General features: G+C 62.5%; 19 protein-coding genes. 14 read left to right on the top strand and 5 right to left on the bottom strand.

Features of this window, described 5'->3' with window-relative positions:
- Positions 1-151 precede the first annotated feature (151 nt).
- Positions 152-874 carry an ASCH domain-containing protein gene (locus tag EWU68_RS11025; RefSeq protein ID WP_129316183.1) on the top strand — a complete coding sequence of 241 codons (723 nt, stop codon included), beginning with the start codon at positions 152-154 and terminating at the stop codon, positions 872-874.
- On the opposite strand, the gene EWU68_RS11020 is transcribed toward EWU68_RS11025, so the two are convergent.
- Positions 861-1,067, bottom strand: coding sequence for a hypothetical protein (locus EWU68_RS11020; protein ID WP_129316182.1), 207 nt, complete (start codon positions 1,065-1,067; stop codon positions 861-863). The genes EWU68_RS11025 and EWU68_RS11020 overlap by 14 nt on opposite strands.
- Positions 1,068-2,325: 1,258 nt before the next feature.
- On the opposite strand from EWU68_RS11020, the gene EWU68_RS11010 reads away from it, so the two are divergent.
- A complete protein-coding gene (locus tag EWU68_RS11010; RefSeq protein WP_129316180.1) occupies positions 2,326-3,711 on the top strand; it encodes an NAD-dependent succinate-semialdehyde dehydrogenase in 1,386 nt (461 codons plus the stop codon).
- Positions 3,712-3,741: 30 nt separating this feature from the next.
- On the opposite strand, the gene EWU68_RS11005 is transcribed toward EWU68_RS11010, so the two are convergent.
- Positions 3,742-4,599 carry an aldo/keto reductase gene (locus EWU68_RS11005; protein WP_129316179.1) on the bottom strand — a complete coding sequence of 286 codons (858 nt, stop codon included), beginning with the start codon at positions 4,597-4,599 and terminating at the stop codon, positions 3,742-3,744.
- 320 nt (positions 4,600-4,919) lie between these two features.
- Between EWU68_RS11005 and EWU68_RS11000 the strand changes: the two genes are divergently transcribed.
- The 5 genes from EWU68_RS11000 to EWU68_RS10980 are packed head-to-tail and all read left to right on the top strand — an operon-like array spanning position 4,920 to position 8,300.
- Positions 4,920-5,633 (top strand): hypothetical protein, encoded by a 714-nt coding sequence (locus tag EWU68_RS11000; protein WP_129316178.1) that lies wholly within the window; start codon positions 4,920-4,922, stop codon positions 5,631-5,633.
- 22 nt (positions 5,634-5,655) lie between these two features.
- Positions 5,656-6,384, top strand: coding sequence for a hypothetical protein (locus tag EWU68_RS10995; protein ID WP_129316177.1), 729 nt, complete (start codon positions 5,656-5,658; stop codon positions 6,382-6,384).
- 52 nt (positions 6,385-6,436) lie between these two features.
- Positions 6,437-7,150 (top strand): hypothetical protein, encoded by a 714-nt coding sequence (locus tag EWU68_RS10990; RefSeq protein WP_129316176.1) that lies wholly within the window; start codon positions 6,437-6,439, stop codon positions 7,148-7,150.
- A gap of 51 nt (positions 7,151-7,201) precedes the next feature.
- A complete protein-coding gene (locus EWU68_RS10985) occupies positions 7,202-7,789 on the top strand; it encodes a T6SS immunity protein Tdi1 domain-containing protein (protein WP_129316175.1) in 588 nt (195 codons plus the stop codon).
- 28 nt (positions 7,790-7,817) lie between these two features.
- Entirely contained in the window at positions 7,818-8,300 is a 483-nt protein-coding gene (locus EWU68_RS10980) for an SMI1/KNR4 family protein (RefSeq protein WP_129316174.1), read from the top strand.
- Between the two features lie 50 nt (positions 8,301-8,350).
- Here the strand turns inward: EWU68_RS10980 and EWU68_RS10975 are convergent, their stop codons facing one another.
- Positions 8,351-8,773, bottom strand: a complete 423-nt coding sequence (locus EWU68_RS10975) for a VOC family protein (protein WP_129316173.1) — start codon at positions 8,771-8,773, stop codon at positions 8,351-8,353.
- A 372-nt stretch (positions 8,774-9,145) separates the two neighbouring features.
- Here EWU68_RS10975 and EWU68_RS10970 point away from each other — a divergent pair, with 372 nt between their 5' ends.
- Genes EWU68_RS10970 through EWU68_RS10955 form a run of 4 tightly spaced genes read left to right on the top strand, consistent with a single transcriptional unit; the run spans position 9,146 to position 13,554 of the window.
- A complete protein-coding gene (locus EWU68_RS10970; protein WP_129316172.1) occupies positions 9,146-10,600 on the top strand; it encodes a sugar porter family MFS transporter in 1,455 nt (484 codons plus the stop codon).
- Positions 10,601-10,655: 55 nt separating this feature from the next.
- Positions 10,656-11,675, top strand: a complete 1,020-nt coding sequence (locus tag EWU68_RS10965; protein ID WP_129316171.1) for a Gfo/Idh/MocA family oxidoreductase — start codon at positions 10,656-10,658, stop codon at positions 11,673-11,675.
- Positions 11,676-11,690: 15 nt separating this feature from the next.
- Positions 11,691-12,470 carry a TIM barrel protein gene (locus tag EWU68_RS10960; RefSeq protein WP_129316170.1) on the top strand — a complete coding sequence of 260 codons (780 nt, stop codon included), beginning with the start codon at positions 11,691-11,693 and terminating at the stop codon, positions 12,468-12,470.
- Between the two features lie 31 nt (positions 12,471-12,501).
- Positions 12,502-13,554, top strand: a complete 1,053-nt coding sequence (locus EWU68_RS10955) for a LacI family DNA-binding transcriptional regulator (protein WP_162421498.1) — start codon at positions 12,502-12,504, stop codon at positions 13,552-13,554.
- Positions 13,555-13,586: 32 nt separating this feature from the next.
- Here EWU68_RS10955 and EWU68_RS10950 read toward each other — a convergent pair whose 3' ends face one another.
- Positions 13,587-14,090: a GNAT family N-acetyltransferase gene (locus EWU68_RS10950; RefSeq protein WP_129316168.1), complete on the bottom strand. Its 504-nt coding sequence runs from the start codon at positions 14,088-14,090 to the stop codon at positions 13,587-13,589.
- A gap of 149 nt (positions 14,091-14,239) precedes the next feature.
- Here EWU68_RS10950 and EWU68_RS10945 point away from each other — a divergent pair, with 149 nt between their 5' ends.
- Together EWU68_RS10945 and EWU68_RS10940 are read left to right on the top strand one after the other, a co-directional pair.
- Positions 14,240-14,578, top strand: coding sequence for an ArsR/SmtB family transcription factor (locus EWU68_RS10945; protein ID WP_129316167.1), 339 nt, complete (start codon positions 14,240-14,242; stop codon positions 14,576-14,578).
- A 22-nt stretch (positions 14,579-14,600) separates the two neighbouring features.
- Positions 14,601-15,086: an SRPBCC family protein gene (locus EWU68_RS10940; RefSeq protein WP_129316166.1), complete on the top strand. Its 486-nt coding sequence runs from the start codon at positions 14,601-14,603 to the stop codon at positions 15,084-15,086.
- A 48-nt stretch (positions 15,087-15,134) separates the two neighbouring features.
- Here the strand turns inward: EWU68_RS10940 and EWU68_RS10935 are convergent, their stop codons facing one another.
- On the bottom strand, positions 15,135-16,652 hold the full coding sequence (locus EWU68_RS10935) for an aromatic amino acid lyase (RefSeq protein ID WP_129316165.1): 1,518 nt from the start codon (positions 16,650-16,652) through the stop codon (positions 15,135-15,137).
- A gap of 105 nt (positions 16,653-16,757) precedes the next feature.
- On the opposite strand from EWU68_RS10935, the gene EWU68_RS10930 reads away from it, so the two are divergent.
- Positions 16,758-17,414 (top strand): IclR family transcriptional regulator, encoded by a 657-nt coding sequence (locus tag EWU68_RS10930; protein WP_129316164.1) that lies wholly within the window; start codon positions 16,758-16,760, stop codon positions 17,412-17,414.
- Positions 17,415-17,448 lie beyond the last annotated feature (34 nt).

Genomic DNA, 17,448 nt, shown 5'->3' with positions numbered 1-17,448 from the left:
ACTCGAATTACTTGCGTCGTTCAACACAACGTTCCGCAGAATGTACCAGATTGCCGTGCTACATATCAGCGGCGGAAATCTTTTCGGAAGGATCCCGTATCCATCATGGCCTTCCGCCATTTCGCACTGACGGTCAAGTTAAACTGGATGCATGATTTCCTCCGCCTTTCGAAACCTGGTGTCATCCGCTCGGGATCATGCCCGCCATTTTCACGACGACACCGATCACACCGTTTCCGCAGCTCTCCTGACGGCATCCGGTCGGACAGTACTGGGAATCAACGCCTTTCATTTTCTGGGAGGCCCGTGCGGGGAAATCTCCGCATTGGCCCAGCACGCCTCGACCGCCCCGGATGACCCCGTGGTCGGCGTCGTCGCGGTGTACGGGCCACGGGACGAGGTCATCCCGCCGTGCGGGAAATGCCGCCAGGTTTTCCACGACATCGATCCGCGCATTGAATTCGTGATCCGTGGGCACAACGGCCTGGAAACGCGCACCGCAGCCGAATTGCTGCCCCACGCCTTCGACCCGAGCCACCTCGAGAGCGCACAGACGATCTACATGTGGGAGGGCTACGAGGAGTCGATTCGTTCCGGAGACAAGACTCAGACGATCCGGGTCGACGACCCCTTCGCCGTCGGCCCGGCCCGGATTGTCTTCGAAAAAGAATCCGGAGAGACCACGTCACTCGATGGCACGGTCCGCGGGGTCAGGACGATCAGGCGACAAGAGCTCACCGAAGAGCATGCGCACAAGGACGGATTCGCGGACCTGCGCGAGCTTCACACGGCCCTGGACACCCACTACCCCGGTTTGGACGGCGACGACCCCGTGGACGTCGTCGATTTCGAGCTGATCGTCACCCCCGAATGAGGTGCACCCGGGCCTCGCCGACGTCGATCGGCTCGCCCGGATCCATGCGCTCCAGGCACCACACGAGGTGCCAGCGGGGCTCCCGGTCGGAATTCGCGAAGCCTCCGTCCAGCAAGTAGTCCGCGGCCGACGTCGTCCTGGCGAATTCGCGTTCGCCGTCCGGCGTCTCAATCACGTACGTCGCGTGGTGCATGGGACCCATCCTGCCCGATTCCTGCCGTTGCGTGCTGGGTGTCTGGTGCAGAGGTGCTTCCCTCCTCCTCGCGACCGACGCGGTGGTTGACGCGGTGGTTGACGCGGTGGTTGTGACCCATGCGACCGATGAGCAGGGGCAGAACCGCCAGGAGCACCATGATCCACCACCATCCGCGCCCGAGGGTGGTTTGGGTGGGGGTGTTGGCGGTGGCGGTGGTAACCAAGGTTCCGGCAACGCCCAACATCCCGGCGGCGAGCCCATTGAGTGTTCTCGTTCCGCGCGGGCGAACCGCGGGCCAGCCCCAGACCCACGGCAACTTTTCGTGAGGGTTCGCGGCACGGAGACGCCTATCGTTCCACGTCAAAATCACTGCGCCTGCGAGCCACAGCGCTATTGCGAACATGATGTCCATACTCACGAGTCCACAAGAGTATCGACTGGTGATCAAGCCCCGCGACCGGGCCGGCTTGCGAAGTCAGGCCGTGCTTCGAGGGCAGTTGTCCGGGCTCGGGCCTCCCCTCGGATCGTTGGCCTCTTCCTGGGCATCGGTTTTGGCTCGGACGGGCGTTGGCGGATGACGACGGAGGCACATTGGGAGGGGGTTACCCGATTCGGTGGCGTTCTCCGTCGTTAGGTGGCGGCTACAGCACCACCTAACGACGGAGAACGCCTCTCAACCGGGTAACCGCCACTCGACGGCGATCTGGACTCACCCCGAAAACGCCCCGATAGTGCCTCGAAGCGCCCCTGAGCCTCCCAGGCCGCACCAGAACGCGGCGTCGTCGGCGGGCTCCCCCACGAAGTGGCAATCCCGTGCGGATCCCGGCGCGAGGTGGCAATCCCGTGCGGATCCCGGCGCGAAGTGGCAATCCCGTGCAGATCCCGGCGCGAAGTGGCAGATTCGTGCGCTTTTACCCGCAAAAACCGCACAATACTGCCACCTCAACCGGCGGACCCGCACGGGATTGCCACCTCGGCGGTCGCAGACGCCTCATCCCACCTCATCCCACCTCAGCCCGCCGCACTCGCCCGCACTCGCCCGCCTCATCCCACCTCAGTCCGCCGCACCCGCCCGCGACCTCCGTTGACAGCCGACGCGACGGCCCGCCTACGATGAGGAATGTAGCCCAGGACACACCCCGACATTCCCCGCCCGACATACGCCCCAGACATACGCCCCGACACCCGCGCCGGCATCCGTGCCGTCGCCACGGCGATGCACGGCGCCCTCAGAATCTCGAAAGAGGCTTGAACGATGAACGATTCACCAGGTTTCCGGGTCCAGAACCCCACAACGAACGAGATCGCAGAGACCTTCGAGACCATCGGCGACGAAGAGGTCGAGCAGACCCTGAGCCGCGCCGAGACCGCATACCGGGACTGGCAGGCGAAGAGCCGTGAGGAGAGGGCCGACGTCGTCCGACGCGTGGGCGAGCTGTTCACCGAGCGGCGGGACGACCTTGCCGAGATCATTGCCGAAGAGATGGGCAAGCCCGTCAACGAAGGCCGTGAGGAAGCGGAGTACTGCGGCGAAATCTTCGGGTACTTCGCGGACAACGGCCCGCGCTTCGCCGCCGACCAGGAAATCCCGACGGAGTCCGAGGGCAAGGCCTACATCCAGCGGCTGCCGATCGGCGTCCTGCTCGGCATCATGCCGTGGAACTTCCCCTACTACCAGGTGGCGCGGTTCGCTGCTCCCAACCTGGTGCTGGGCAACGCGATTCTTCTCAAGCACGCCGAGATCTGCCCGCGGTCCGCCCGGGCCATCCAGCAGATCATGGACGACGCCGGAATCCCCGAAGGGGTCTACAACAACGTCTTCATCACCCACGATCAGGCCTCCGAGATCATCGGCGATCCGCGCGTCCAGGGGGTCTCTCTGACCGGGTCCGAACGAGCCGGCAGCACGGTCGCCGCCACGGCGGGCCAGCACCTCAAGAAAGCGGTTCTGGAACTGGGAGGATCCGACCCGTACATCATCCTGGACACCGACGACGTCAAAGAGGCCGCCCAGACCGCGTGGGAAACCCGCATGTACAACACGGGCCAAGCGTGCGATTCGAACAAACGCATGATCGTCGCGGGCGAGGTCTACGACGAGTTCGTGGAGGAACTCGTCTCCCTGGCGTCGGCCATGGAGCCGGGCGATCCCAGAGACGAGTCTCCCCAGGTCTATTCGCCCCTGTCCTCGCGAGGTGCTGCGGAGAAACTCGAGCAGCAAGTCGGAAAGGCGGTCTCCGAAGGGGCGACCCTCCACGTGGGCGGGAAGCTGCGGGACGATTCCTCGGCCTACTTCTCCCCCGCCGTCATCACCGGAATCACCCCGGGCTCCGAGACGTACTACGAGGAGCTTTTCGGCCCGGTGGCCGTGGTCTACCAGGCCGACTCGGACGACGACGCCGTCCGCCTCGCCAACGATTCCCGCTACGGCCTGGGTGGATGCGTGTTCTCCACCGACTCCCAACGGGCCCAGGCCGTGGCTCAGCGACTCGAAGTCGGCATGGCCAGCGTGAATGTCCCGGGCGGCGAAGGCGCGGAGCTCCCGTTCGGCGGGGTCAAGAACTCCGGCTACGGCCGCGAACTCGGGCCCCTCGGAATGGACGAGTTCGTCAACAAGAGGATGTACTTCGTGGCCAGTTGACGGCCCGAGTTCGCGGGATCCGCTCGGGCGTCACTTCCCGCTGTAGACGGGGAATTCGCTCGATTCGCCGTAGTCCTGGTCGTGCAGTTCCTTGAGTGCCTGCATGTCTTCCGCGGAGATCTCGAAGTCCACCTCCGCGTTGGAGCGCATGTGGTCCGGGTTGGCGGTTTTCGGCAACGAGACGGTACCCAGCTGAAGGGTGTAGCGGATGCACAGCTGCGGGACCGACACCCCGTATGTCTCGGCCATCGCCGTGACCTCCGGATTGTTCAGGATCTCACCGTGCGCGATGGGCGAATACGCCTCAACGACGATCCCCTTGCTCTCGCAGTAGTCCAACAGATCCACCGGGGTGTTGCCCGCGTGCACGAGCAACTGGTTGACGTGCGGGACGACGTTTGCGCCTTCGAGCAAATTGTCCAGATCCTCCTGGAGGAAATTCGAGACGCCGATCGAGCGCAGTTTCCCGGCTTCGTACGCCTCTTCCATGGCACGCCATGCCAGGCGGTTTCCCTCGGCGTAGTCGCCGCCTCGGAAGTCGTCCCAGGGTTGCGGGCTGTGGATGAGCATCAGGTCGATCGTGTCCAGTCCCAGCTTTTCCAACGAACCGTCGATCGCCGCGACGGCGTCGTCGTAATCCTTGATTTCCGCGGCAAGCTTGGTCGAGACGAACAATTCGTCGCGGGGCACGGACGCGGTGCGAACGCCCTCGCCGACTCCGGCCTCATTGCCGTAGGCCTGGGCCGTATCGATGTTGCGGTACCCGATCTCCACCGCGTCGCGCACGGCTTGCGCCGCGGCGTCGTCCGGGATGAACCAGGTGCCCAGCCCCAGTTGCGGGATGGCGACGTCGTTCGAGAGTGCGTAGGTTTCGTTCAGGACAGTCATGCTTGCACTTCCGTTCCGCGGCGGACCACTCGGCGCCGTGAGGCGTCAGGGCCCGTACCGCTCGTTGATGACCAGTGTTCCCACGCTCGATTCTTCTCCCGTCGGCCTCGGTCGCACAACCACGGCGGGCTGAGGGGCCCGAATCCGCAATGACTGCAGAAATCCGCCAACTGGAGCGTTAGTGCTCAACTGCGGAACCAGCGTATAAAGGGAGAGATCGTCCGTGGCGACGCCGCTGCCCGCAAGACCGCAAAGATTTCGAGCTTCAACATAGACCCACCTCGATGGACCTCTGCACCTGTTGATCGCTACAAGGAGATATGGACATTTCCACCCTCGCCCCTGAACCATCAGCCTACGTCGATCAGGCCCTAGCCGTCTGGGACAAGAAGCGATCCAAACTGGCCACCAAATACCTCGGGCGCGGTATCCGGAAAGAACTCAACAACCGCAAACTCATGAACCGGATGTTCCCTCGCGTTGCGGTCCTTGCCACCTTGACTGAGCAACCCGAGGTCGTCATCAGCCTCTTCCGTGCGTTCATCATCGATGTCAGCGACCTCAGGGAAATGAACTTTCTCGGCTGGGAAATCGTCGGGCCCTTCCGCTGGTGCGCCGAACAACTCAACCTCACCGGCTACCACGACTTCTTCGACGAAACCATCGAATACAACGGCTTCCGACGCCTGCCCGCATCAAGAGAGATCACCCGACCAGTCACCCGCGAAGACCGGATGACTATGGGCTGGGTCGGCACCGTCGAAGAACCAAAAGCATCAATGCTTATGGACCCGGTACCGCTAGTCAACATCATGCTTCAAGAAATATGCATTACGGCTACCTACCGGCAATACCCTTATTTCAACGATCTCGGTCGGAGTCTGGATGATTTCGATGCCGAACTGCGTGAAGACGCTCGCTACCTCCGAGCCCGCCTCGGGTTCACACCCGATATGCCCACCTTCCCCGAAAACCCAGAAATCCACCTCCCCGAAGGCATGACGCGCATGCCGCCTTTGAAATGGTTCACCTGAACCGAAACCCGACGTTTGACCGTTGACACAAGGAAACACTGACATCTCCACCCTCGCTGCTGAACCATCAGCCTACGTCGACCAGGCCCTAGCCGCCTGGGACAAGAAGCGATCCAAACTGGCCACCAAATACCTCGGGCGCGGCATCCGCAAAGAGCTCAACAACCGCAAACTCATGAACCGGATGTTCCCCCAGGTCGCTGTCTTGGCAACCGTCACCGAACAACCCGAGGTCGTCGTCAACCTCTTCCGTGCCTTTGTGATCGATATCAGCCGGTTCAAGGTGCTGAACTTCTTTGGCTGGGAAATCGTCGGACCCTTCCGCTGGTGCGCCGAACAACTCAACCTGACCAGCTATCACGACTTCTTCGACGAAACCATCGAATACAACGGCGCCCGAAGACATCCCGCTTCACGAGCCATCACCCGGCACATCACTGGGTTTCCCTACATGAACATGGACTGGTTAGGAACCGTCGAAGAACCAGCACCCACCTGGGTGGGTTCTCCCGTGCCCCGACTCGACCATCTCCTCAGGGACATGTGTCTTACAGCCACCTACCGGCAATACCCCTATTTCAACGATCTCGGCTGGAGTCTGGATGACTTCGATGCCGAACTGCGCGAAGACGCCCGTTTCGCACGAGCCCGCCTCGGCTTCACACCCGATATGCCCACCTTCCCCGAAAACCCAGAAATCCACCTCCCCGAAGGCATGACGCGCATGCCGCCTTTGTTGTGGGACAGCTGAGTCGGCACACTCCATGCCATCAGCAACACAAGGAAGAATTACCTGAAAGGCCATGAGCAAAGACCGCATCTGCCCAGCAGCATCAGCCTACGTCGACCAGGCCCTAGCAGCCTGGGACAAGAAGCGATCCAAACTGGCCACCAAATACCTCGGGCGCGGTATCCGCAAAGAACTCAACAACCAGTTCACAATCCCCACAATGTTCCCCCAGGTCGCTGTCTTGGCAACCGTCACGGAACAACCCGACGTCACCATCAGCTTGTTCCACGCCTTCCTCGAAGAGATCAAGCACCTCCGCGAAATCACCTTCATGGGCTACGAAACAGCCGGGCCCTTCCGCTGGTGCGCCGAACAACTCAACCTCACCGGCTACCAAAACTTCTTCGACGAAACCATCGAATACAACGGCTTCGGCCGCCTCCCCGCATCAGAAAACATCACCCGGCACATCACTGGCGATCCCTACATGAACATGGACTGGCTGGGAACCGTCGAAGAACCAGCACCCACCTGGGTGCGTTCTCCCGTGCCCCGGCTAGACCATCTCCTCAGAGACATGTGTATTACAGCCACCTACCGGCAATACCCTTATTTCAACGATCTCGGATGGAGTCTGGATGACTACGACGCCGAACTGCGCGAAGACGCCCGCTTCGCACGAGCCCGCCTCGGATTCACACCCGACATGCCCACCTTCCCCGAAAACCCAGAAATCCACCTCCCCGAAGGCATGACGCGCATGCCGCGCCTGTCGTGGAACACGTAGATCGTCGTCGGTAATGTTGCATTCGCTAGGAAACCTTTGGAATGGCCGACCATGCCCCTGAATCTCAGCGCGACCCACCCGGACACCAGGCCGTACCAGCCCGAGGTGCTTGGACCGGTCATCGAGGACAACCGACTCCCCGGGACCACCTTCAACAACGGCCTTCTTCGGTTTCACAATGCGGAGTCCGGCGCGTTGGCCCAGGAGAATCTCCATGAATTCTTCGGCGATCGAGCCGCCGAGCTGACCCCGTTCGCCGTCGACTGGAGAGGCCGTCACTTCTGCCGCGTCCAGATGGATGGAAACGACATGGCGCTACGAACCGACTCTGCCTTCGCCGAAGCCAGCCCATTGACCTCCTACGAGGACACGATCGCCTTCCTCCTCCAGAGCCCGGACGCCCCGGAATTTCTGGAGGAAGACACCATGAATGCCGCCTTCCAGCGCTTCGACATGTTCGGCATCGAGTTCGATCGGTGCATCGGCCTCAAAATCCCCGCGTTCCTGGGCGGCGAAGAAACCCTGGAGAACCTCGACCCCTCCGACATGGACGTCTATTGGTCGTTCAACGCGCAGATCTACAACCAGGTCAAGGATCTTCCGCCCGGAACCCCCATTTCCGACATCAAACTCGGCTGACTCCCGACCCGTTCAAGGAAGGAAACAAATGAACAAGGAAGCGCTGCTGCTCTTCGCCGCGGAACAAGACCTCGAGTGGAACGAGCCCGCAACCACCGAAGAAATCGCCGAACTCGAAGAACAACTGGGCGTCGAACTGCCCCAGGACTACAAAGAGTTCCTCGAGTGGCACAACGGAACCGACGACCGTGAATTCTGCTCCACGGAAGAAGCGGCGGACAACGCCGATGAGTTCCTCGAAATCGCCGAAGAAATGGACGAGGTCGAAACCTTCCTTGAGGAGGACTACCAGGCCGGCCGCGTCGGCAAGGGAACCTTCGTCAAGGGCTGGGTCCCCTTCTACGATGACGGAACCGGTGCCGTCGACGTCGTCGACTGCGCCCCTGGGCCCAACGGCACGCACGGTCAGGTCATCCACTACGACCCGGACGGGGACATGAGCATCACCCACACGTCCTTCACCGACTGGGTCGAAAGCCTGGACGACGACGAAGAGATCGAGTTCGACTAGCCCCTACCGCCCGGCGGACCAACCCTCCGCCGGACCGCAAACATGCTCGGCTAAGCGTCCGACGTGGAGAAGGCCCACATCACGCCGAACCGGTCGAAGACCTGGCCGTACCAGTCTCCCCACGGGGCCTTCTCGAAAGGCATGTTGGTGGTGCCGCCCGCGTCAAGGAACCCATCAATGTAGCCGCGGGCCTCGTCTGCGGTATCGGTGGTGACCAGCAGGGAATACGCGGTTCCCCGAATCGGATAGTCGGTGCCGTCACCCATGGAGTCGCCGGCCGCGATTGCGCCGTTCGGCAGCGTCAGCGTCGAGTGGGCGACTGCTTCCGGGTCCGGCGTGAACGGCAACCCCTCCATTCCGGTGTCGCCGTACCGGAGGATCGTCAATTCACCGCCGAATATCTCGTGCCAGTGCGTCATCGCCTCGGCCGTATGACCCGGAAGCGAAATGTACGTTGCGATGGACGAAACCATGGTGTTCCCCCCTGCCCGAAGTCGGCCTTGGGACCAATATCGCACGTTTCTCCCCGACCCGACAGGCCTGAACGGCGACTGGTGAAGATTTTTAGCTGAGGGGCGACGACGTCGCGCCGGTCGCCGATACCCCAAAGCGTCGGCGGCTTCCAGCAGTGGGTAGGGGCATAGTCCCTCTCCCATCCCGACCATCCCCGTCGAATGGGGCACGTGCCAGGCAACAAGCCAACCGGTGGTCTCCGAGAAAAGTCGAGGGGGAGCTATACAAATCCACTAGCGCGCGCTAGATTGTATGGACATTCATACTAGCGCGCGCTAGTTGTTGCCGCTTTCACCCGATCGTCCCGTGTGCAGCCCGACGAAGGAGTCGCTATGACACACCCATCCACTGACACTGCTACGAGCGCTCTTCCGCCACTGATCAAAGGACCGCACGAGCGCCGTCTCGGTGTCGTCGCCCTGGTTGCCACCTTGGGTGGCTTGCTCTTCGGCTACGACACGGGAGTCATCAATGGCGCACTCCTGCCAATGACCCAGGAACTGGGTCTCACCTCAATCACCGAAGGCGTTGTCACCAGCTCTCTCTTGTTCGGCGCTGCACTCGGAGCCGTGACCATCGGCCGCCTCTCCGACGCGTGGGGCCGGCGTCGAACCATTCTTCTGTTGGCAGTCCTCTTCTTCGTGGGGACGATCAACTGTGTTTCCGCGCCGTCCTTCGAGGTTCTCGTCATTGGGCGGGTACTGCTCGGGTTGGCAGTCGGAGGCGCATCGGCGGTGGTCCCGGTGTTTCTGGCCGAACTGGCTCCCTACGAGATCCGCGGCTCGCTCTCCGGCCGCAATGAAGTCATGATCGTCTCGGGCCAACTCGCGGCATTCGTCGTCAACGCGATCATCGGCAATGTGCTGGGCCACGTCGACGGAGTCTGGCGCATCATGCTGGCCGTCGCCGCGCTACCCGCCATCGCCCTGTTCTTCGGAATGCTGCGCATGCCGGAATCTCCCCGCTGGCTTCTGTCCAAGGAACGCAACGAGGACGCTGTCAGGGTTTTGTCCACGATCCGCTCACCCGAACGCGCCGAGGCCGAGGCCCGGGATATCCGCGCGACAGTCGCCCTGGAGGAAAGGACGACGACGGCGGGGCTGGGAGAAGTGCTTCGGAACAAGTGGCTGGTTCGGATTGTCGTGATCGGCATCGGAGTCGCCGTCTTCCAGCAACTGACAGGCATCAACTCGATCTTGTACTACGGGCAAGTGGTTCTCGCGGAGTCAGGTTTCGGTGCACAAGCCGCCCTGATCGCAAACATTGCGCCTGGAATCATCGGCGTGGTCGGCGCTTTCGTCGCCCTGTGGATGATGGAAAGGGTCAACCGACGAACGACCTTCATCACGGGCTACGCCCTCACCGCAATCTGCCATTTCCTTATCGGATTTGCATCGGTCTCGGTCCCCACCGATAGCGCCGCCCGCCCGTACATCCTGTTGATCCTGATCGTCGCATTCGTGGGCTCGATGCAAACTTTCCTCAACGTCGCCACGTGGGTGTTGTTGAGCGAGATTTTCCCGCTGCGCATCCGAGCTCTCGGCATGGGCATCTCGGTCTTCTGCCTGTGGGTCACCAATGCCTTACTGAGCCTGTACTTTCCCACGATCATCGGCACTTTCGGCATCACTGGTTCCTTTTTCGGATTCGCCGCTGTCAACGCATTGGCTTTAGTGGCCATGATCCGATTCCTGCCCGAGACACGGGGGCGAACCCTCGAAGCCGTCGAAGAAGGCGTCACCACGGGTGCAATTTTCACCATCAGATCTCGGTCACGACACCGGTGACTCGCTGATCCGACGGCAGTTCTTGTCATCAATCCCAACACATAAGGAATACTCCATGACACTCTCTTCACATCCCTCGTCCCCGGTGCGATTGGGCCTGATCGGCTCCGGTTGGATCGGCAGCTTTCACGCCGAATCCATCGCCCGGCGCATCCCCGGGGCCACCCTCGAGGCCGTGGCTGACCCGCAACCCGGTGCGGCAGAACGCGTTGCGGCTCCGCTGGGAGTCGACAAAACATACCTGGATACGGACGAACTGCTCGCGGACAGTCGCGTCGATGGCGTGGTCATCGCATCTCCTGCGTTCACACACACCGACTTGGTGGTCGCCGCCGCAAGAGCTGGCAAGGCAGTCTTCGTTGAGAAGCCGATGGCATTGACGCTCGACGACGCCGACCGAGCGATTTCTGCGGCCTCGGCAGCCGGAGTTCCCCTCCAGGTGGGTTTCAACCGCCGATTCGACCCTGATTTCCTGGCTGCCAAGAAACTTGTGGATGAGGAGCGCGTTGGCACTCCGCAGTTGATGCGTTCTCTCACCAGGGATCCGGGATTGGCAGACCCCGGTGCGGTCAAACCGTGGACGGTATTCCTGGAGACTCTCATTCACGACTTCGACACGCTGAACTGGTTCAACGACGAGTCCGAACCAGTCGAGGTATATGCGGTTGCGGATGCACTCGTAGCCCCGGATTTCAAGGACCAAGGATTGTTGGACACCTCCTCGGTCACTATTCGGTATGACAACGGAGCCATCGCAACGGCGGAGGCCAGCTTCTCCGCAACCTATGGCTACGACGTCAGGGGCGAAGTCTTCGGCTCCCGAGGCATGGTCACGGTCGGTGACGTCCGGACCACCAGTGCACGGTACTTCGGACCCGACGGAAACTCCGCAGAAACGACGCGCGTCAACGTGGAACTGTTCCGGCAGGCTTACACCGATGAGTTGGCCGCCTTCGTGGAAGCCGTTCGTGCCGGCGCCCCGGACGGCCCCACAGGTGAGGACGCTCGCCGAGCCTTGTCCATTGCTCTGGCCTGTATCGACTCGTATCGCCAGAATCGCCCCGTCCAGCTCTGACCCGATTGGATTCTTATGACTTTCACGTTGGCGGCCAACGCCGAAATGCTATTCCTCGATCAACCTTTTAGGCACAGAGTCGAATTGATCCGCGATGCGGGCTTCGACGTCGAGATCTGGAATTGGACTACCAAGGACGTGGAAGAGCTCCGCTCCACGGGTGCGAGGTTCTCTTCCATGACCGGCTATGTCACGGGAGATCTGGTCGATGAGCAGGGCGCGGCCGAGTTGCTGGACTCCGCCCGGCACTCCTTGGACGTGGCGGAACGACTGGGCTGTCCTCGACTCAATCTTCATGGAACGGGCCTCGACACGCAGGGGCTACCAGTCACGCCGAAACACGCTGTCGAAGACCAGGAATGGTCAAGCGCGGTGGAAACCCTCCGGAAAATCGCTGATTTGGGGGAGGCAGCCGGCAAGGTCTTCACCATAGAGAATCTCAATACTCGTGTCGACCACCCGGGCACCCCTTTCGCGTCGTCAGAGGCAACCGCCTACCTTGTGCAAGCAGTCGACAGCCCGGGACTGAAGATGAATTTCGATCTCTACCATTGCCAAGTCGATGAGGGGAACCTCATTGAACGGACCCGTCAGGTTCTGCCTTGGGTAGGAGAGATCCAGGTCGCCGATGTACCCGGCCGCAGAGAGCCGGGCACGGGCGAGATTAACTACCCCGGCGTCGCGGACGCTCTCAGACACATGGGCTTCAGCGGCACCATTGCGTTGGAGGCTTGGGCTTCCGAGGAGGATTCCGTGAGGGCGCTCGAGAGATTCCGCGAGGCCTTCTCACTCTGAAAGTTGTTCTTGTCATGTCAAGATGAGAGCCATGAGTCCAGAGCCCAGAGTTCCGCACAGCTCATCCGTCCATGCCTCCGCGGGTGGGCCTCCCACGATGCAGTCGATTGCGGACAAGCTGGGAGTTTCACGCCAACTCGTCTCCTTGGTTTTGCGGAATCAGCCCGGGGCCAGCCAGGAAACGCGCCGACGAGTCGCCGAGATGGCCGAGCAACTCGGGTATCACCCGAACGCTTCGGCCCGTGCCCTCAGCGGGAAACGGTCTCGGCGCCTCGGCGTCGTCTTTACCATGCGCCAGCCCTTCGAAGTGGACCTGGTGGAAGCTCTGTTCGACGCGGCTAAAGAGCGGGAATTCACGCTCGTTCTCGCTCCGATCACGCCCCAACGCGGGCAGGGCAGCGTGTTCGCCGAGCTTCTGGGACAACGTGTGGAAGGCGTTCTGGTCCTCGGCACTGATAATGGGGCCGCTCGGATCCGCGATCTGCCCAAGGAGGTGCCGAGTGTGATGCTGGGTGGTCCCAAGTCTGACGAATCGGCGGACGACGTGCGTGTGGACGATACAACAGGGATTGCGCTGGTCATGGACCACTTGTTCGGCCTAGGGCACCGTCGGATCAGCCACATCACCGGCGGTGCCGGCCCGAACAGTCATGACCGGGCAGTGGCCTACGAATCGGCTATGACCGCGCAAGGCCTCGAAGTGTTCGTGGATGTGATTGAAGCCGATTACTCCGAAACCGGTGGAGGACATGCAACGAGTCGCCTCATTGATCGGCCGAACAGGCCCACGGCGATTGTGGGCGGCAATGATCGGGTCGCCATGGGGACCCTCGGGACCCTTCTGCGCCGTGGAATTCGCGTACCGGAGGACATGTCAGTCACGGGATTCGACAACGCGAGCTTGGCCCAAGTTCCGTATTTGGATTTGACGACCGTGGCGTACGACCCGACCTCATTGGCCGAACGAGCCGTTGATGCCCTCGTTGCTCGGATACAGGACCCCAACGCCGAACCTGTCCTCCATCGTCAGGAGCCGGTCCTCGTCGTGCGTTCGAGTACCGCCCCTCCCCCGGAAACCAGGTGAGACTGTGGTGCACTTGTCCCAGTCATTCACGCTCAATGCCTCGACCCGCCACGCACCATACGAATCTCCCTCACCCCGTGGCTGCCCTCTTCCTTGACGCATCCATCGGGGGCGAATCCCTGTTTTCTGTAAAACGCCTGCGCCCGTGGATTTGCGTCCGCAACCCAGAGGGACGCTGGCCGGCCAGGTTCGATCACGGCGTCGAGAAGACGAGCCCCGACCCCGCTTCCGTGGACGAATTGGTACGCATACAGCACGAATAACTGCTGCCCTCGGCGATCTTCGTCTGACGCCGGTCCGGCCATGGAGATGCCGACGATCCGGCCATCCAACTCGGCCACCGCGGCCTTGCGCCCCTCCTGCGCGCTCTGTGTGAAGAAAGACCTCCACATCTGCGTTCGACGCTCCCACCGGTCAGGAGCATAGAGAACTTCGCGAGGCATGATCTGGCTATAGGTCTCCTGCCACGATTCCACGTGGACTCTGGCCATCCCCTCGACGTCGTCAACAGCGGCGTCACGCACAACAAGGCTCATGCGGGCAGGGTACAACAGTGAAGCGCGGACAGCTCCGGGGTCTCAGATCTCGACCTAAAATACGCAACCGTCTCGGCCGTCCCTCCGCCCCCTTGACACACGAACAGGCTTCCGTATTGTAGGGGTTACTTAATGAAGGGATGGCTTAAATGAACCTTGACAGGGCCTTCGCAGCGCTGGCCGACCCCACCCGACGAGCGATCATTGATCGGCTCCGCGGCGGGGATCTCAGCTCCGGAGAGCTCGCCGAGCCCCTGCCGATCAGCCGGCCCGCGGTCTCCCAGCACCTGAGAGTGCTCGAGGAGGCCAGGCTCATCACACGGTCCAAGAGCGCACAGAAACGAATTGTCTCGCTCTCCACCGACGAGCTGACGTCGGTCGCCGAATGGTTGATGGCAACACACGATGAATGGCAGCAGAAGTTCGACAACCTCGATCGCGCCCTGGCCAGTGAATCGCGAGAGGAAACTCCACCGGACAAAGCATGATCACCCGCAGAGGAGAAACATCATGAACTCGGACGCCACCCACACCGACGCCGTCGCACCCCGCGACGAAGAACCTGGATTCACGATCGTCCGCGATTTCGCGGCGAGCCGCGACCGAGTCTGGGACGCCTGGACCAATCCCGACATCATGGCCCTCTGGTACCACCCGAAGGGCCTGCACACACCGCGAGAATCCGTCAGCGTGGACCTGCGAGAGGGCGGGCTCTACACGTACACCATGGTCGACAACGACACCGGGGAAGAGTTCCCCACCGGAGGCAAGTACCACCGCGTCGAACGGCCCTTCCGCCTGGATTTCAGCTGGGGGAATCAGGGCGAAGAGGACACGTCTCCCCTCGTGCGCATCGTATTCGAGGAGATCGACGCGGCGACGACCCGCATGACTTTCACCCTGACGGGTCTGCCGCAGGATTCCGGCGTCCTCAACGGCATCACCGAGGGCTGGAACTCGGCCTTCGACGTCCTCGAGGCCACCATCACCGAGTGAGCGGACGCGGCGTCGACCCGCAAACAGCCGCGCCCGACGTCGTCCGGCTCAAGCCTCCGGAAGAACCCCGCGAGCCAGTCCCGGAAGCACACGACCGGCCGCCTCGATGTCGGGGCGCAGATCGTGGTCGGCCGCGACGATGGGGAGCACCTCCCGCAGGCTGGCCACCACCCGGCGGAGCGACGACGACGTCGGCCGCCCCAGCACGCTGATGGCCCGGTGCGCCGACAGCAGCTCAATGGACAGCATCGTCTGGTAGCTGTCGACCGCCCGGTCGAGCTGCTCGACCGCCTGGGTCGCGAAACTCGCATCCTCCTCGGCACCCTGCGACAGGACCACGGTGTTGAGCGACGCCGGCTGAGCGGCATTCCGCAGCTGGGCCATGGCACTGGCCGCAATGTACTCGACCATCATGTGCCCGGAGGAGCCGTCGGTTCCGTCGGCCAGAAACGGGGGCGCGCCCGTGTACGCCGGATCGTGGAGCATGGTGATGCGTGAAATCACCAGGGGTGCGCTTTGGGCCAGGGCGAGGTTCAGCCCGTCGATGGCGAGGCCGAGTGAAGCCTGGTGGAACCCACCGTGGTGCACGGCTCTCTGCGATTCGAAGTCGAAGAGCGGATTCTCCTGGGCCGTCGCGGTCAACGATTCGACCAGGCGCCCAAGTCGATCCATGGCGTCGACCACGGCGCCCTGGGCCTGAATGTACGCGCGCAGACCGAAGGGATCCTGGATGCGGGCCGGCTCCGATTCATCCTGCAGGAGACCGCGCATTTCTTCCGCGACTCGAGCAGCTGCGGGAATCACGGCGGCCCGACCCGCCTGCGGCGAAAATGCTTGCCGATTGGCTCCGACGGCCGTGGCCGAGAGGGCCGTGACAATTCGCGACGAGCCCTCGAGGTCTCGGAGTCGGGTCACGGCCCGGGCGGCCCGCGCCAGGGTCAACGCGCTGCTGCTCATGAACGGCAAGGCACTGTCCTTGCCGAAGGAGACGGGCGTGGGCCACGGATTCGTGGTCGGGCGCTCCCCTGCCATCGCCAGAGCAGTGGATGCCAACGCCGCCAAATCCGCCGTCCCGATGCCTCCCATCGTCCTGATGCTGGGCAAGGCATCGTCCCGGAGCATTCGCTCCAGGCCCTGAACCACGTCCGGACTGATCCCGCTCCCGGAGGCCGCCAGCTGCGAGAGACGGATCGCCAGCATGACTCGGACCGTCTCTTCGGGAACGTGGGGGCCGGCGTCGGCGGCGTGGCTCCGAAGCAAACGCAGTCCGTGTTCGTCGTCGTGCTCGTCGACCTCGACGAACCGGTTGGCACCCACGCCCGTGGACTGGCCGTACACGGGTTGGCGCGCGCTGATCCCTCGAGCCTCTCGATACTGACGGCGAAGCCGGTCGAGCACCCCCGGCGCGAGGCGGGCCCCTGCACCACGGGCAACCTTGTCGAGATCGGTGAGTGTCAGCCCGGCCCCGTCCACCTCGATCGGCGGCTCCGCTTGAACGGGCTGGTGAGCATCTCGGGGGCGGTCGCTCCGAGAGTGGTGACGATCGTGCTGCTCATGTTCTCGCATGCGGCCCAGTCTTCCTCAAATTTATGGTTTTCACTAGGCGGTTTTAATGTTTCACTAGATAAAACTGTTACCTGGCTCACCCCCATCCAATACCCGGAGGCTCCTTTGGCCGAGACGTCGACCCGAACCGTTGAGCGAGCGCTCGATCTCATGGGGATCGTCTGCGACCAAGGCGCCATGACGCTGGCGGAAGCCGCCCGCGAAGCGGACCTGCCGGTCAGCACGACCCTGCGTTTGCTCCGGACCGTGGAAGCGAGCAAGTGGCTCACGCGCGACGACGCCGGAATCTATCGGCCCGGCACCCGTCTGATCCAGGTCGGTGCCCAGGCTTTCAGCAACGATTCCCTGGCCGATCTGTCCAGGCAGCCGATGCAGGACCTCGCGGCAGAGACCGGGGAGTCCGTGTACCTGAGCGTCGAGGCGCACGGTGACACGGTCCTGTACATCAGCATCGTCGAGGGCAACCATTCGGTCCGACACGTCAGCTGGGTCGGCCACACGATCCCGGCAACCGGATCCGCGGCGGGACGAGTCCTCCAGGGGCACACCCCGGACGAGGGCTATCTGGTTTCGGAGAACATCGTCGAGGAGGACGTCACCGCCATCTCGGCACCCGTCCACGGCGGAAACGGGCCCATCGCGGCCATGAGCATTCTGGTGCCCACCTACAGGGCGACCCGGCAGAAGAACCGAAGCGACGGGGCGCTCCTGCGCCATGCCGCATCCGAAGTCTCCAGGAAATTGCGCACGACGTCGCACTAGGACTGGCCAGCACCACACAGCATCCCGCCGATTT

It is taken from the genome of Rothia koreensis (genome assembly GCF_004136575.1).
GTDB classification, from domain to species: Bacteria; Actinomycetota; Actinomycetes; order Actinomycetales; family Micrococcaceae; genus Rothia; species Rothia koreensis.
Note: the sequence above shows the minus strand (reverse complement) of the source record. Positions and strands in the feature narration are given on the sequence as shown.

Bases quoted from the DNA above. Each gene is read 5' to 3' on its own strand.
- EWU68_RS11025 (WP_129316183.1), top strand. From the start codon at position 152: ATGATTTCCTCCGCCTTTCGAAACCTGGTGTCATCCGCTCGGGATCAT.
- EWU68_RS11020 (WP_129316182.1), bottom strand. From the start codon at position 1,067: ATGCACCACGCGACGTACGTGATTGAGACGCCGGACGGCGAACGCGAA.
- EWU68_RS11010 (WP_129316180.1), top strand. From the start codon at position 2,326: ATGAACGATTCACCAGGTTTCCGGGTCCAGAACCCCACAACGAACGAG.
- EWU68_RS11005 (WP_129316179.1), bottom strand. From the start codon at position 4,599: ATGACTGTCCTGAACGAAACCTACGCACTCTCGAACGACGTCGCCATC.
- EWU68_RS11000 (WP_129316178.1), top strand. From the start codon at position 4,920: ATGGACATTTCCACCCTCGCCCCTGAACCATCAGCCTACGTCGATCAG.
- EWU68_RS10990 (WP_129316176.1), top strand. From the start codon at position 6,437: ATGAGCAAAGACCGCATCTGCCCAGCAGCATCAGCCTACGTCGACCAG.
- EWU68_RS10985 (WP_129316175.1), top strand. From the start codon at position 7,202: ATGCCCCTGAATCTCAGCGCGACCCACCCGGACACCAGGCCGTACCAG.
- EWU68_RS10980 (WP_129316174.1), top strand. From the start codon at position 7,818: ATGAACAAGGAAGCGCTGCTGCTCTTCGCCGCGGAACAAGACCTCGAG.
- EWU68_RS10975 (WP_129316173.1), bottom strand. From the start codon at position 8,773: ATGGTTTCGTCCATCGCAACGTACATTTCGCTTCCGGGTCATACGGCC.
- EWU68_RS10970 (WP_129316172.1), top strand. From the start codon at position 9,146: ATGACACACCCATCCACTGACACTGCTACGAGCGCTCTTCCGCCACTG.
- EWU68_RS10965 (WP_129316171.1), top strand. From the start codon at position 10,656: ATGACACTCTCTTCACATCCCTCGTCCCCGGTGCGATTGGGCCTGATC.
- EWU68_RS10960 (WP_129316170.1), top strand. From the start codon at position 11,691: ATGACTTTCACGTTGGCGGCCAACGCCGAAATGCTATTCCTCGATCAA.
- EWU68_RS10955 (WP_162421498.1), top strand. From the start codon at position 12,502: ATGAGTCCAGAGCCCAGAGTTCCGCACAGCTCATCCGTCCATGCCTCC.
- EWU68_RS10950 (WP_129316168.1), bottom strand. From the start codon at position 14,090: ATGAGCCTTGTTGTGCGTGACGCCGCTGTTGACGACGTCGAGGGGATG.
- EWU68_RS10945 (WP_129316167.1), top strand. From the start codon at position 14,240: ATGAACCTTGACAGGGCCTTCGCAGCGCTGGCCGACCCCACCCGACGA.
- EWU68_RS10940 (WP_129316166.1), top strand. From the start codon at position 14,601: ATGAACTCGGACGCCACCCACACCGACGCCGTCGCACCCCGCGACGAA.
- EWU68_RS10935 (WP_129316165.1), bottom strand. From the start codon at position 16,652: ATGCGAGAACATGAGCAGCACGATCGTCACCACTCTCGGAGCGACCGC.